We start from the raw sequence: 14,049 nt of genomic DNA on the forward strand, positions 1-14,049 counted from the left end.
GCCTAAAATGGCGGCTCCCAAGCGGGAATAGCTCAGTTGGTAGAGCACGACCTTGCCAAGGTCGGGGTCGCGAGTTCGAGTCTCGTTTCCCGCTCCAGTTTTTCGAGGGGCCATCCCTCAGGCAAAACCCCGGGCTCGGGGTTTTGTTTTTTCCGGAAGGCGCACGGGGGGTTGGCTGTGCGGACGCCTGCAAAGGCGTTAAGCTTTCCGGGCGTCACCGGCCGGGTGGCAGAGTGGTTATGCAGCGGATTGCAAATCCGTGTACGCCGGTTCGATTCCGACCTCGGCCTCCAAACGTGCGCGGTGTCCCAGGGCCCGCCGAACGTCACCAAGCGGGAATAGCTCAGTTGGTAGAGCACGACCTTGCCAAGGTCGGGGTCGCGAGTTCGAGTCTCGTTTCCCGCTCCAGTTTCGCAGCGCACGGCGCTCCGCAAAGGCCCCCCGGGGCCTTTTTCGTTTCGGCTCCAAAGCGGTACCCGGGCAGGTCGCTGCTCGCGTAAGCTGTGCGCCGTCACCGCGCCGCCCGGATGGCGAAACTGGTAGACGCAGCGGACTTAAAATCCGCCGGGGGCAACCCCTTGCCGGTTCGATCCCGGCTCCGGGCACCAGTGATGGACGCATGATGCGGTTTGCACATCGCAGCGGCTATGCTGAAGCGATGCGAATTCCTGTTGCTGCTCTGCTTGCGCTGGGCGCCTTGACGGCCCCGGCCTCCGTATCCGCGTCGGACCTGTCCGCGTGCGTGCCGGGCCTGCGGGCCAAGGCGCTGTCCGAAGGCATCTCCGCCGCGACGTTCGATGCGAACGTGCCCCAGGTCGAAGCCGACCCGAAACTCCTGGAACTGCTCGACCGGCAGCCCGAGTTCAGCACGCCGATCTGGGATTATCTGGCGGGCCTCGTGGACGAGGAGCGGGTGTCCGACGGCAAGGCAATGCTGGCGGCGCATGCGGATACGCTGGCCCGCGTGGAGGCGGCCTACGGTGTCGATCCGGAAACCGTCGTCGCGGTTTGGGGCGTCGAAAGCGACTACGGCAAGGTCTTCGGCAAGCGTCCCCTGTTGCAGTCCCTGACCACGCTGTCCTGCATGGGGCGCCGGCAGTCGTTCTTCCGCGGCGAACTGATGGCCACGCTTCGCATCATCCAGGCGGGTGACGTCGCGCCGGAGAAGCTTGTCGGGTCCTGGGCGGGCGCCTTCGGGCACACGCAGTTCATGCCCTCGACCTATCGCCGGATCGCCGTGGATTTCGACGGGGACGGGCGCCGCGACCTCGTCGACAGCATTCCAGACGCGCTGGCCTCGACTGCGAACTACCTGAAACGTTCCGGATGGCGCGAGCGCCAGCCCTGGGGATACGAGGTGAAGCTGCCCGACGGCTATGCCGGCTCGGGCGGGCGCCGCAACCGGAAGCCCCTTTCCAGTTGGCAGGCAGAGGGCATCCGACGCGTGGATGGCGTCGCCATCGCGCTACCCGCGGACACACCCACCGCACTGTTGCTCCCGGCGGGACGCGAGGGACCGGCGTTCCTGGTGTTCAAGAACTTCGACGCGATCTATTCCTACAACGCGGCGGAAAGCTATGCGCTGGCGATCTCGCACCTGTCCGACCGCTTGCGGGGCCGCGGTCCGTTGGTGACGCCCTGGCCGACCGATGATCCAGGCCTCTCCCGCGCCGAACGGCGCGAGTTGCAGACGCTGCTGCTCGCTCGCGGCCATGACATCGGCGAAGTGGATGGGATCATCGGCACCTCGACACGGGCCGCGATCAAGCAGGAGCAGGCGCGTCTCGGCCAGGCGCCCGCCGACGGCCGCGGCGGTCGGCGCATCCTGGAGGCGCTCCGCGCAGAAGCACCGCCTGCCGACGTGACCCCTGCAGAGGGCGTGCCGGCACCGGCCGTCGGCATGCCATGAGCCGTTACCTGGCCTATGCCGCCAGCATCCTGATGACGGGGGTGTCGCTGTTGCTCGTGCGGCTCCACCCCGGTTGGGGTTGGGGCGTCGCCTTGTTCGGAGCCGCCGCCGTCCTGGGGACGTGGGACCTCCTGCAACGGACGAGCACGTTGCGACGCAATTATCCGATCCTCGCGCATTTCCGTTACGGACTGGAGTCGATCGGTCCGGAGATGCGGCAGTATTTCATCGAGGCCGACACCGCCGAAGTGCCTTTCTCGCGGCAGCAGCGAGCCCTGGTGTACCAGCGTGCCAAATCGGTCAGCGACGTGCGGCCGTTCGGCAGCCTGCAGGACATCTACGCACTGGACTATGAGTGGATCAACCACTCGATGATGCCCGCCCCGCACGTGTCGCATGACTTCCGCGTGCGCGTGGGCGAGCACAGCGCGCAGCCCTACGACGCCAGCGTGTTCAACGTCTCCGCGATGAGTTTCGGCTCGCTCTCGGCGAACGCCATCCGGGCACTGAACGAAGGCGCGAAGCTGGGCGATTTCTACCACGATACGGGTGAGGGCTCGATTTCCCGGTACCACCGTGAGCCCGGGGGCGACCTGGTCTGGGAAATCGGCTCTGGCTACTTCGGTTGCCGTGATGCGGAAGGGGGATTCAGCGAGGAGCGTTTCGTCGAGAACGCCCGCCATCCGCAAGTGAAGATGATCGAGATCAAGCTGTCCCAGGGCGCAAAGCCCGGACACGGGGGCATGCTGCCGGGCGCCAAGGTCACGGTCGAGATCGCTGCCGCGCGCGGCGTTGAGGTGGGCCAGGACTGCATATCGCCGGCCCGGCACCTGGCCTTCGATACGCCCAAGGGTCTATTGGCCTTCGTGGCTCGCCTGCGTGAGCTGTCGGGCGGCAAGCCGACCGGCTTCAAGCTGGCGGTGGGGCATCCGTGGGAATGGTTCGGCATCGCCAAGGCCATGCACGAAAGCGGCGTGCTGCCCGATTTCATCGTGGTCGACGGGGCCGAGGGTGGCACCGGCGCGGCGCCGGCGGAGTTCATCGACCACGTGGGCCTGCCCATGCACGAAGCATTGATGCTCGTGCACAACACCCTGGTCGGACTCGACCTGCGCGACCGCGTTCGCGTCGCCGCGGCGGGACGCATCACCAGCGCGTTCGACCTCGCGCGCACGCTCGCGATGGGAGCCGACTGGTGCAACGCCGCGCGGGGCTTCATGTTCGCGCTTGGCTGCATCCAGTCCCAGAGTTGCCACAACGACCGCTGTCCGACCGGGATCGCGACGCAGGATCCGTCGCGCTGGAAGCACCTGGACGTGGTCGACAAGGCGGTACGGGTGGCGGGTTTCCACCAGAACACCCTCAAGGCCCTGCGCGACCTGCTATGCGCGGCCGGTCTCTCCGACCCCGCGGACATCGGCCCCGAGCACATCCTCCGGCGCGTTTCCCCCACCGAGGTTCGCTCGCTCGCCGCCCTGCATCGGTTCCTGAAGCCGGGAGAGCTGCTTCACGGGGTGCCGGAGCACGCCGTCTTCAAGGACTTCTGGGCCGAGTCGAGCAGCGAGGCATTCGTCGCACCCTCCAAAGCCCGCGACATGCGACGCAGCAAGTCGCACTGACAGGTCGCGCCGGGGTGCGCAGTCCTCAGTCCAGGATCTCGAGCACCCGTTCGGGCGGGCGTCCGATCACCGCGCGGTTCCCATTGACCAGGATGGGCCGTTCGATCAGTCGGGGGTGCGCATGCATGGCCGCCACCAGCGCGGCGTCGTCCAGGGTCGGGTCATCGAGGCCGAGAGACCTGTACGCATCTTCTCCGGTTCGCAGCAACGCACGCGGTGCCATGTCGAGGCATTCGAGCAGGCGGTGCAGCTCGTCCTCTGAAGGCGGGGTCTCGAGGTAGGCGACCAGCTCAGGCTCGACGCCATGTGCCCGCAACAACTCCAGCGCCGCACGGGACTTGGAGCAGCGAGGGTTGTGGAAATAGCGGAGGGGCGTTGGGCTCATCACGGTGCTCCATGGTCGCAACGCCCGGGAGCCGGATACACGAAAGGCCGGCGGGCGCCGGCCTTTCGGTGTCTGGTGGGCGGTGCAGGGATCGAACCTGCGACCCTTGCCGTGTGAAGGCAATGCTCTACCGCTGAGCTAACCGCCCGTGTCCAGCGCCGCGTGGCATCTGGCGTGGGCCGCGCAGTTTACTGGGCCGTCGCAGAACAGGCAAGGGGGCGGAGCCGTTGCGTGTTCAGGCTCCGCGCAGTTGCTCGACGAGCGCCACGTACTCGCGCATGGCGTCTTCCTTCGTGCGGCCGGCGAGCGCGCGCCAGGCATCGTGCTTGGCGGTCCCGACGAAGTCGAAGAAGCCCGGCTTCGGGCCGTGCACATCGCCTTCGGTGGCCTGTTTGTAGAGGCCATACAGGTGGAGCAGGGTGGCGTTGTCGGGGCGGGCAGGCAACGCCTGCACGTCGCGCGCAGCCTGTTCGAAGGCGGTCTGGAGCGCCGTCATGCCATGGTCCGCAACCGGGCGAGAGGGGCGCATCACAGCACGCCGCCGGTGGGGGGTCAACCGTAACGGCGTGGCGTCCGTCAGTAGCTGTGGCACTGCATGAAGCGCACCGCCTCGCCGCTGGCCTCCGCTGGCTGCAGTTGCAGTCGCGATGCACGCAGATCGGGATACGCCCCGAGGATGTCGCAGATCGGCGCGGACGTCGCCGGTCCGTCCGATGTCCCTTCGGCGAGGTTGACCAGCAGCGTGGAGCGCGTGCTCCACACGACGCTGCGCACGCCGGGCAGGGCATCCACGCGCAGCCGGATCATTTCCCGCTGGGCAGCCTCGTCGGCAGGTGCCGGTCCTGCCGACGGCACGGCCGGCGCCGCGGCCGGCACGGCTTCGGCGGGGGCGGCCGGTGACGTATTCGACGCGGGCGCGGCAGCCGGCTGGTGCGGTACGGGAGCGTCGGGCGCCAGCAGCAGCGCGACAAGGGCACCGACCACCAGCGCGCCTACCCAGGCCGCGCCGAGCTCCAGCAGGGCGCGACGTCGCGCCCTTTGGACCAGCTCGTCATGCAGGCCGGCGGGCAACCGGTGTTCGACCAGCGCCCACAGCTCCGGACCATCGAGCAACTGCAGCCCCTGGCTTCCGCGACGCGCATCAGACCCGACCTGTCCCAACGTGGCGATGACGCCGCCTTCAGCGCCCTGGAACCGCACGGCCTCCGCCAGGTCGGCGACAGCGCGCGCATCTATCCGGTACTTGAGCCCCTGTTTGCAGGCCAGCAGCCAGACCTTTCCATCGCGGACCAGTCGCAGGTCCGCTGCCTGGCCTTTCTGGGGGGAAGTCTGCAGGCGATCCGCCTCGAAGCCCTGTTGCTGGAGCGCATCGACCACGAACCCGGAGAACTCCCGCCAGCGCATGCCCGCCAGTGCGGCCAGGCCTTCGCGGGCTTCATGGCCGCGACGTCGGAAGTGCCACACATACAGGGTCAGGGCGATGCCGAGCGTTGCGGCGACGCCCAGGGTGATCAATACCGATGAAGCCGTTAGCATCCTGTCCTCTGGGCCGGAATGGCGGATGGTTGCACGAGGGCGCGGCGACTATACGCGTTGGCGCGCCGGAAGTCAGTGCGCCTGCTCACGAGAGCCACGCGCGGCAAAACCGGCGTGGGGAAACGCCGGCGCCAAGGGGCGAGGGAATGGAGAATCAGGCGCGTGGCGGCTTGCGGACCGTCTTCGCCGGAGCGCGCTTGGCGGGTGCCTTGCGCCCCGGCGCCGCGGCACGGACCGGCGCCTTGCGCGCCGTTGCCTTGCGCGGCGAGGCCGCCGCGGGCGCCTTGCGGACTGCGTTGCGCGGCCCGCCCGCCGGCTTTGCCACGGTAGCGGCCAACGCATCGATACGGGCCGACAACGCGGCAAGATCGGCCCGGGTGACCACGCCGACCCGGGCGAGCGTCTCCTGGACACGGGTGTCGAATCCCTGTTCCAGCCGTGCCCACGCCGCATTGGCCCGGCCACGCGCATCGGCGACGCGGTCCTCCATGACGTTGCGCAACTGCTCGGCCTGTGCGCTGCCTGCCTTGCGTGCCTGTCGCTCCATGGCGCGGCCGTCCTTCACCAGGCTGTCGAACAACTTGCTGCCTTCGGCCTGTGCGCGGGCCACGGCCCCCATGCCGGCAAGCCAGACCTGCTGCGCGGAACTGCCCACGACCTCGGCCAGATGCTCGAGCTGGGCTTGCGGGTCGAGTTCGACCCCGGACTTGTTCTTGCCGGACTTCTTCTTGCTCATGGGGACTCCTGGCTCGGGTGCGTGCGGGCACGAGGACGGAATCCGAAGCACACCACGGCCGAGGTGTACGCCATGTATCGATGAGGCGTCGTCAACCGAAGCGTTCGTCGAGGATCCGGCGCACCTCCGACTCGATCTGTCCCTTGAAGGCCGACATCAGGAACCCGAGCTTCGCACGCACGTGCAACTCGTTCGGGGCCAGCGTGATCCGGCCGTCGACGCCGGAGGTGCTGAAACCCAGCGCGTCGCCCACCCACTCACTGGTCACGCCGAAACGGCGGGAAAGCGTGTCCGCCACTTCCTGGACGGCTTCGCGCGCCTGGTCCGGGGACAAGGTGTGGGGATGTCGGATGTCGATGTCGATGTCGGGCATGGCGATCTCCTGCTGGGCTCCCGTATTGTGGCGAGGTCCGCGGCGCACGGCCAGACGCCCACGCAAGCGCCTGCCGCCGTGCTAGATTGCGCTCGCGTGAACGGCATCCGACTGCAATTCCCCAACCGCGAGCATGATGACCTCATCCTGACGCCCGGCGTGTGCGCGGTGGGACGGGATGATGCGGGCGTGCCGGCCTTCGTGGACGCCCCGGAACGTACCCAGGTCCAGTTCTGCATCGATCGGCGGGGACTCTGGCTGCAGGTATCCGATGGCGTGCGGGGCGTGCACGTGAACGGACGCCCGGTCCGGCACGTGGCGATGCTGCGGCTGGGCGATGCGATCCACCTGGACGGCTATCGCCTGACGCTGTGCGGGACGCGTCCGGTCCCTCCCCCCGACGCCACCACGCCGCCACCGGTGTCGCCGATGCTGTTGCGGGGCATTGGCGGCCCGCACCATGGACGGGCCTTCCCCCTGGAGCGGCCGATCCTGGTGGGGCGGTCGAGGACCTGCGACGTCCAGGTGGACGAGCCGGGCTTCGCCGACCGCCATGCGCGCCTGGAACCGCACGCCGAGGGCGTCGCGCTTCGCGACCTGGGGTCGGAGGCGGGCAGTACCGTCGACGGATGGAGCGCGCGGCATGCCTGGCTGAGGCCGGGCGCCCAGGTCCTCTTCGGCACACGCCACCGCTTCGTCATCGAAGCGCCGACCACCCCTCCGCTGAAACTGCCCAGCGACCCGTCGCTTGGCCTGGAGCTGAGCCCGCATCGCTCCGAGGGAGAGCACGCGCCCCTCGAGCGTGGTGGCACCCTGCGGGTGCCATGGTTGCTGCTGGCGGCTTTGCTGATGGCGGGACTGCTCAGCCTGCTGCTGCTTTTCGGCGCGCGTTGAGCACGAGGCGGCGGCCGAGCCGCCACCCCAGCAGGGCGGCCAGCACCAGCGCGTAGAGCATCGGCTCGCGTATGTCGGATTTCACGACCCACCAGAAGTGCAGGATGGCCAGCACTGCGATGGCGTAGACGGCCTTGTGCAGGCGGCCCCAGTGACGGCCGAGCCGACGCATCGCTGAGCGGGTGGACGTGACCGCCAGGGGCACCAGCATCAACCAGGCCAGGAATCCGACGGTGATGTACGGGCGTTTGACGATCTCCTCGAACACCTGGGTCCAGTACCCGCGCAGATCCAGCACGAGGTATGCAAGCAGGTGTAGCGAGGCATAGACGAAGGCATACAGCCCCATCATTCGCCGGAACCGCAGAAGGACCGCCTGGCCCGTCGCCTGGCGCAACGGCGTGATCGCAAGCGTGACCAGCAGGAAGCGGAGTGCCCATAAGCCCAGGCGGTGTTCGATCTCGGCTACCGGGTCCGCGCCCAGGCCACCACTGCCGGTCAGCCACTCCTGGCGGATCTGCCAGGCCAGCAGGGCGAGGGGCCCCAATGCGAGCAGGTGGACGATCCCTTTTGCCGCGATGATGCCGCTGTCGCCGCGCCGCCGCGCCGTGTTGCGCGGCGCGTTCAGAACCAGCGCCTGAGGTTCAGGCCGGCGTACATGGCACCCACCTGGTCCGCATATCCATTGAACAGGCGGGTCGGGATGCGCTCGGCGAACAGCTTGCTGCCACTGCCTGCGATGCGGCGTTCGCTGCCCTGGCTCCAGCGGGGATGGTCGACGTCCGGATTGACGTTCGAGAAGAACCCGTACTCACTCGGTTGCAGCGCGTTCCAGCTGCAATGGGGCCGGTGCTTGACGAAGGTGATCGCCACGATCGACTTGATGCTCTTGAAGCCGTACTTCCACGGCACGACCAGTCGCAGGGGGGCGCCGTTCTGCTGCGGCAGGGGACGCCCGTAGATCCCGGTGGCCAGCAGCGTGAGCGGATGCATCGCCTCGTCGATCCGCAGGCCTTCGCGGTAGGGCCAGTCGATGGAGCGGTACCGCAGCCCGGGCATCTGCTCGCGGTCGGCGAGGGTGGTGAAGGCGACGTACCTGGCGTCCGAATTCGGCTCGAAACGCTTGAGCACGTCGGCCAGAGGCACTCCCAGCCAGGGGATGACCATGGACCAGCCTTCCACGCAACGCAGGCGGTAGATGCGCTCCTCGGGCTCCAGGCCCTTCAGCAGGTCGTCCAGCGACAGCGTGCCGGGCCGCGCGCACTCGCCGCCGACGGCCACGGACCATGGCGCCGTCCGCAAGGTCCGGGCCGCACTGGATGGATCGTCCTTGGCGGTGCCGAACTCATAGAAATTGTTGTACGTCGTCGCGTCTTCGTAGCGGGTCTGCACTTCGTCGGTCTTGAACCCGCTGGCGGCCTCGGCTTCGCTGACGACGGGAGCGGGCGGGGCCGGGGGCTCCGCCTCGGCACAGCCGGTCATGCCGAGCACCGGCAGGGCGGACAGGCCCGCGAGCAATCGACGGCGATGCAGGTAGACCTGTTCGTCGGTGATTTCGGACGCGGGGATTCTCAACACATCACGCAAATTCATGACTGGTCCTCTCCGACTGCTGCACCATGTCACATACGCCGCAGGCTGTCGAAAGGTTACGCTGGCAACGTTCCCGGCCCGCGGTGTTGCGCTGCGGCATACTACCGGGCCGACCGGCCATGGCGGCCCGTCCACGACCCACACGACCTTGAATCGGAGCTCCAGATGACGCGTGCGTACAACTTCAGTGCCGGCCCCGCCACCCTGCCCGAGGCGGTCCTCCGGCAAGCCCAGGCCGAGATGCTCGAGTGGCACGGTGCGGGTGCGTCGATCGTCGAGCTGAGCCATCGCGGTCCTGAGTTCCTCCAGGTCGCCCAGGAGGCGGAAGCCGACCTGCGCGCCCTGATGTCGATTCCCGATGACTACGCGGTGCTGTTCCTGCAGGGCGGGGCGACCAGCCAGCAGGCCCTGATTCCCCTGAACTTCGCCGCGCCTGGCCAGAAGGCCGATTACGTCCTGACGGGTCACTGGGGCAAGACCGCGATCAAGCAGGCCAAGCCCTATGTGGACGTGAACGTCGCAGCGAGCAGCGAGGCGGACGGCTACCGGGACGTCCCGGAGCGGGGCGCATGGCGCTTGTCGGACGATGCGGCCTACGTCCATATCACCGCGAACGAAACCATCCATGGTGTCGAGTTCCGTGACATCCCCGATGTGGGCGACGTGCCGCTGGTGGCTGATTTCAGCTCAAGCATCGTGTCCGAGCCGCTGGACGTGTCGAAGTTCGGCGTCATCTATGCCGGCGCCCAGAAGAACCTTGGGCCGGTCGGTGTCAGCGTCGCCATCATCCGTCGCGATCTGCTCGAGCGTGCCGGCCAGCCGCGCGCGGATATCTTCACGTACGCATCGCATGCCTCGAAGGAGTCGATGCTCAATACCCCGCCGACCTGGAACTGGTACCTGGCCGGACTGGTGTTCAAGTGGATGCGTGCACAGGGCGGGGTGGAAGCGTTCGCTGCGTCGAACCAGCGCAAGTCGGCCCTGCTGTACGACGTCATCGACGGGTCTGGCGGGTTCTACCGCAACGAAGTCGCCGCCGGCGCCCGTTCGCGCATGAACGTGCCGTTCTTCCTCAAGGACGAAGCGCTCGACAAACCCTTCCTGGCCGAGGCCAAGGCCGCCGGGTTGATTTCGCTCAAGGGCCACAGGGCGCTCGGCGGCATGCGTGCGTCGATCTACAACGCCATGCCTGAAGCGGGCGTCGAGGCGCTGGCGGGCTTCATGCGCGATTTCCAGCAACGCAACGGTTGAGCGGCGTTGGCCGCGCGTGCCCGGCCAGGATGCCGGGCTGATCGGGCCGACCGCCTGCACCCCTCCGGGTTGGGCGGCAACGGGCCTTCGGAGGCAGTGGGAATTCCATGAGCAGCAAGAAGAAGAGCGTGAGCGGCGCGACGGCGAAAGCGACCAAGAAGGCCCGTCCAGTCGCCGCCCGGAGCACCAAGCCGGACCTGGGCGAACTGCGCGTCCGTATCGACGGCATCGATCGCAGTATCCAGGCCCTGATTGCCGAACGGGCCCAGTTCGCCGGCCAGGTCGGGCAGGCCAAGGGCAAGCTGGCGGCGGCGGTCGATTACTACCGGCCCGAACGCGAAGCGCAGGTGTTGCGTCGCGTGGTGGACCGCAACGACGGCCCCCTCAACGACGACGTGCTGGTGCGCGTGTTCCGCGAGATCATGTCCGCATGCCTCGCGCAGCAGGAGCCGTTGAAGATAGGATTCCTGGGGCCCGAGGGCACCCATTCGCAGCAGGCGGTGTACAAGCACTTCGGCCACTCCATCCATGGCCTGCCCCTGGGGTCGATTGAAGAAGTCTTCCAGGAAATCGAATCCGGCGCCGCCGACTTCGGTGTCGTCCCGGTCGAGAACTCGACCCAGGGCACCATCCAGTCGACGCTGGACATGTTCCTCACCTCGGACGTCAAGATCTGCGGAGAGGTCGAACTGCGCGTGCACCAGCACTTGCTCTCGCGCGGCGGACACCTCGAGGACATCGAACGGGTCTACTCGCATCCACAGTCCTTCGCGCAGTGCAAGGCGTGGCTGCGACAGCACCTGCCGCACGCCGAGAAAATCCCGGTCGCCAGCAACGCCGAGGCCGCGCGCCGTGCGCGCAACGCCGATGATGCCGCGGCCATCGCCGGCATCAGCGCCGGCACGGTGTACGGGCTCAAGAGCGTCGCCGGTCCGATCGAGGACCGCCCCGACAACACCACGCGGTTCCTGGTCCTCGGTCGTGAGCTGTTCCCCGCGTCGGGCAATGACCGCACCTCGCTCCTGGCCTTCATCAAGGACCAGCCCGGCGCTCTGTTCAACATCCTGGCGCCATTCGCACGGCACGGCCTGAGCATGAACCGGATCGAGTCGCGTCCGGGCCACACCGGCCTGTGGCAGTACGCCTTCTTCATCGACGTCGCCGGCCATGTCGAGGACGAGGGCATGCGGCGCTCTCTGGAGGAAATGGCTGACTTCGTCGAGGAAGTGAAGGTCCTGGGGTCGTACCCGGTCGCCATCGCATGAGTGTGCCGGTGATCGAGGGGCCGGCCTTCGACGAGGCCTGGTTCGCTGCGCGGGCGAGCGCCGGCGTGCGGGGCTTGAAGGCCTACGATCCGGGGCACGACCTGGTGGCATTCCGGCGGCGCTTCGGCAACGACGTGCTGGTGGAGCTGGGGTCCAACGAGAATCCCTACGGACCATCCCCCCGGGCCGCGGCGGCCATCATGGCCCAGCTGGAGGTCTTGCATCGCTACCCGGACCCGCTGGGGGGCGACCTGAAGCGCGCCCTTGCAGCGAAGCATGGCGTGGGTGTCGACCGCTTGATGCTGGGCAACGGCTCCCACGAACTGTTGATGCTGCTGGGCCAGGTGTTCGCCGGTCCCGGCACCGACGTGGTCTTCTCCCGGCACGGCTTCGCCGTTTTCGCGCTCGCCACCCAGGCGGCGGGCGCGACCATGCGGATCGCGGCTCCGTTGCCGCGGGATGGCGCCATGCCCCTCGGCCACGACCTCGATGCGCTGCTGGAGGCGATCACGGCGGACACCCGCCTGCTGTTCGTCGCGAATCCCAACAACCCCACCGGCACCTGGTTCGGTGGCGAGGCGCTGGACGCGTTCATCGAGCGGGTACCGCCGGAGGTGATCGTCGTGGTCGACGAAGCCTATGCCGAAATGGCGGACGCGCCGGATTACGCGAGCGCGTTGGGCCGGATCGAACGGCATCCCAACGTCGTCGTGACCCGGACCTTCAGCAAGGCGTATGGCCTGGCCGGGCTGAGGGTCGGCTATCTGGTCGCCGCGCCGGGCCTGGTGGCGGTGATGGAGCGCTTGCGCGAGAGCTTCAACGTCAACGGTCCCGCGCTCGCGGCCTGCGAGGCGGTACTCGATGACGAGGCCCACCTGCGCATGGCCTGCCGGCGCAACGCCGAGCAGCGCGAGGCGCTCGTCGACGCGTTGAAGGCACGGGGGCTCGAGGTCTTTCCCTCGCAAACCAACTTCGTGCTGGTCGGATTCGGTCGCGAGGCGGCGCCGATCGAGCGCGCGCTCACCGATCGCGGCGTGATCCTCAGGCCGATGGGCGGATACGGACTGCCGGACTGCCTGCGTATCTCCGTCGGCAATCCGGATGAAAACGCGCGCCTGCTGGCGGCGCTGGACGAGGTACTGCACGAGGTGCGTGGATGAGCAACGGCATGACTGAATGGTGCGCAGCGCCCGGCCGGCCCCTTTCGGGCAGCCTGCGCGTGCCGGGCGACAAGTCGGTGTCGCACCGGGCGGTCATGCTGGGTGCGCTCGCGGAAGGCACCACGAGGGTCCGCGGCTTCCTGGAGGGCGAGGACACCCGTGCCACCGCCCGCGTCTTCCAGGCCATGGGCGTCCGCATCGAGACCCCGAATGCCAGCGAACGCATCATCCACGGGGTCGGGCTCCATGGGTTGCGGGCTCCGGTAGCGGAGCTGGACTGCGGCAACGCGGGCACCGGCATGCGATTGCTGGCCGGGGTCCTGGCGGGGCAGGCATTCGACAGCGTGCTGGTCGGGGACGCTTCGCTCTCGAAGCGGCCGATGCGACGCGTGATCGATCCCCTGTCGGCCATGGGCGCGCGCATCGACGCGGAAGCAGGCGGTACACCTCCGCTTAGAATTCATAGCAACAGTGCACTGCAAGGCATTGACTTCAAATCAAACATTGCCAGTGCTCAGGTGAAGTCCGCCGTGCTGCTGGCCGGGCTGTATGCCGCCGGTGAGACACGGGTCCGCGAGCCCCATCCCACGCGAGACTACACCGAGCGGATGCTGGCGGCCTTCGGCTGGCCGATCGAGTTCGCGCCCGGCGAGGCCCGGCTCCGCGGCGGTCACGCATTGAGGGCCACTGACGTGGACGTGCCCGCGGATTTCTCATCGGCCGCGTTTTTCCTGATCGCGGCCAGCGTGGTGCCGGGCTCCGAGTTGCGCCTGGAGGCCGTCGGCATGAACCCACGCCGTACCGGCCTGCTCTCGGCGCTGCGCCTGATGGGCGCCGACATCCGCGAGGAGGCCCCGCGCGAACAAGGGGGCGAGCCGGTGGCGGATCTGGTCGTGCGCCACGCGCCGTTGCACGGCATCGAGGTACCGGAGGTGCTGGTGCCGGACATGATCGACGAGTTCCCGGCGCTGTTCGTCGCGGCTGCGACGGCCCGGGGCCGCACCGTCGTCCGGGGTGCGGCCGAACTGCGCGTCAAGGAGTCCGACCGTATCGCCACGATGGCCGCGGGTCTTGCGGCACTGGGCGTCGAGATCACCGAGACCCCGGACGGCGCGATCATCGAGGGCGGCGCGATCCGGGGTGGCCGCGCAGACAGCCACGGCGACCACCGCATCGCGATGAGCCTGGCCGTCGCCGCCCAACGTGCGTCCGACCCGGTCGTCATCGACGACGTGGCGAATGTCGCGACCTCGTTCCCCGGTTTCGTCGAGCTCGCGAAGGGGATCGGCATGGGCATCTCCGACGCCTGAGCGCCGACGAGGCAGCCG

The 14,049-nt window shown here is 68.2% G+C and carries 14 protein-coding genes and 5 tRNA genes; 11 read left to right on the forward strand and 8 right to left on the reverse strand.

Annotated elements, in window-relative coordinates:
• Positions 1-21: 21 nt before the first annotated feature.
• The 6 genes from H4F99_RS11930 (at position 22) to H4F99_RS11955 (ending at position 3,528) form a co-directional block, all read left to right on the forward strand.
• Positions 22-97: transfer RNA gene (locus H4F99_RS11930), tRNA-Gly, on the forward strand.
• A 122-nt stretch (positions 98-219) separates the two neighbouring features.
• Positions 220-293, forward strand: a tRNA-Cys gene (locus tag H4F99_RS11935).
• A 39-nt stretch (positions 294-332) separates the two neighbouring features.
• Positions 333-408: transfer RNA gene (locus H4F99_RS11940), tRNA-Gly, on the forward strand.
• A gap of 113 nt (positions 409-521) precedes the next feature.
• Positions 522-608: transfer RNA gene (locus H4F99_RS11945), tRNA-Leu, on the forward strand.
• A 50-nt stretch (positions 609-658) separates the two neighbouring features.
• Entirely contained in the window at positions 659-1,909 is a 1,251-nt protein-coding gene (locus H4F99_RS11950; RefSeq protein WP_182669971.1) for a lytic murein transglycosylase, read from the forward strand.
• Positions 1,906-3,528, forward strand: coding sequence for an FMN-binding glutamate synthase family protein (locus tag H4F99_RS11955; protein ID WP_182669972.1), 1,623 nt, complete (start codon positions 1,906-1,908; stop codon positions 3,526-3,528). Before H4F99_RS11950 ends, H4F99_RS11955 begins: the two co-directional genes overlap by 4 nt.
• 25 nt (positions 3,529-3,553) lie before the next feature.
• Here the strand turns inward: H4F99_RS11955 and arsC are convergent, their stop codons facing one another.
• The 6 genes from arsC to H4F99_RS11985 form a co-directional block, all read right to left on the reverse strand.
• Positions 3,554-3,913, reverse strand: a complete 360-nt coding sequence (gene arsC, locus H4F99_RS11960; protein WP_182669973.1) for an arsenate reductase (glutaredoxin) — start codon at positions 3,911-3,913, stop codon at positions 3,554-3,556.
• A gap of 73 nt (positions 3,914-3,986) precedes the next feature.
• Positions 3,987-4,061: transfer RNA gene (locus H4F99_RS11965), tRNA-Val, on the reverse strand.
• An 87-nt stretch (positions 4,062-4,148) separates the two neighbouring features.
• Positions 4,149-4,409 (reverse strand): acyl-CoA-binding protein, encoded by a 261-nt coding sequence (locus H4F99_RS11970; RefSeq protein ID WP_182669974.1) that lies wholly within the window; start codon positions 4,407-4,409, stop codon positions 4,149-4,151.
• An 80-nt stretch (positions 4,410-4,489) separates the two neighbouring features.
• Complete coding sequence (locus H4F99_RS11975; protein ID WP_182669975.1) at positions 4,490-5,449, reverse strand: restriction endonuclease; 960 nt, start codon at positions 5,447-5,449, stop codon at positions 4,490-4,492.
• A gap of 154 nt (positions 5,450-5,603) precedes the next feature.
• On the reverse strand, positions 5,604-6,185 hold the full coding sequence (locus tag H4F99_RS11980) for a phasin family protein (RefSeq protein WP_182669976.1): 582 nt from the start codon (positions 6,183-6,185) through the stop codon (positions 5,604-5,606).
• A gap of 91 nt (positions 6,186-6,276) precedes the next feature.
• Positions 6,277-6,558, reverse strand: a complete 282-nt coding sequence (locus H4F99_RS11985; RefSeq protein ID WP_182669977.1) for a polyhydroxyalkanoic acid system family protein — start codon at positions 6,556-6,558, stop codon at positions 6,277-6,279.
• 96 nt (positions 6,559-6,654) lie between these two features.
• Between H4F99_RS11985 and H4F99_RS14630 the strand changes: the two genes are divergently transcribed.
• Positions 6,655-7,452 carry an FHA domain-containing protein gene (locus H4F99_RS14630; protein WP_182669978.1) on the forward strand — a complete coding sequence of 266 codons (798 nt, stop codon included), beginning with the start codon at positions 6,655-6,657 and terminating at the stop codon, positions 7,450-7,452.
• Here the strand turns inward: H4F99_RS14630 and H4F99_RS11995 are convergent.
• Positions 7,421-8,035: a ferric reductase-like transmembrane domain-containing protein gene (locus tag H4F99_RS11995; protein ID WP_182670086.1), complete on the reverse strand. Its 615-nt coding sequence runs from the start codon at positions 8,033-8,035 to the stop codon at positions 7,421-7,423. The two genes, H4F99_RS14630 and H4F99_RS11995, sit on opposite strands and share 32 nt — an antisense overlap.
• A gap of 41 nt (positions 8,036-8,076) precedes the next feature.
• Entirely contained in the window at positions 8,077-9,045 is a 969-nt protein-coding gene (gene msrP / locus H4F99_RS12000) for a protein-methionine-sulfoxide reductase catalytic subunit MsrP (protein ID WP_182669979.1), read from the reverse strand.
• 165 nt (positions 9,046-9,210) lie between these two features.
• Between msrP and serC the strand changes: the two genes are divergently transcribed.
• The 4 genes from serC (at position 9,211) to aroA (ending at position 14,031) form a co-directional block, all read left to right on the forward strand.
• Positions 9,211-10,296 (forward strand): 3-phosphoserine/phosphohydroxythreonine transaminase, encoded by a 1,086-nt coding sequence (gene serC, locus H4F99_RS12005; RefSeq protein ID WP_182669980.1) that lies wholly within the window; start codon positions 9,211-9,213, stop codon positions 10,294-10,296.
• Positions 10,297-10,403: 107 nt separating this feature from the next.
• Positions 10,404-11,561: a prephenate dehydratase gene (pheA, locus tag H4F99_RS12010; protein WP_182669981.1), complete on the forward strand. Its 1,158-nt coding sequence runs from the start codon at positions 10,404-10,406 to the stop codon at positions 11,559-11,561.
• Positions 11,558-12,721 carry a histidinol-phosphate transaminase gene (gene hisC, locus H4F99_RS12015; protein ID WP_182669982.1) on the forward strand — a complete coding sequence of 388 codons (1,164 nt, stop codon included), beginning with the start codon at positions 11,558-11,560 and terminating at the stop codon, positions 12,719-12,721. The genes pheA and hisC overlap by 4 nt, the downstream gene beginning before the upstream one ends.
• Entirely contained in the window at positions 12,718-14,031 is a 1,314-nt protein-coding gene (gene aroA / locus H4F99_RS12020) for a 3-phosphoshikimate 1-carboxyvinyltransferase (protein ID WP_182669983.1), read from the forward strand. Before hisC ends, aroA begins: the two co-directional genes overlap by 4 nt.
• Positions 14,032-14,049: the final 18 nt, after the last annotated feature.

The organism is Marilutibacter penaei (genome assembly GCF_014145395.1).
Taxonomy (GTDB): Bacteria; Pseudomonadota; Gammaproteobacteria; order Xanthomonadales; family Xanthomonadaceae; genus Marilutibacter; species Marilutibacter penaei.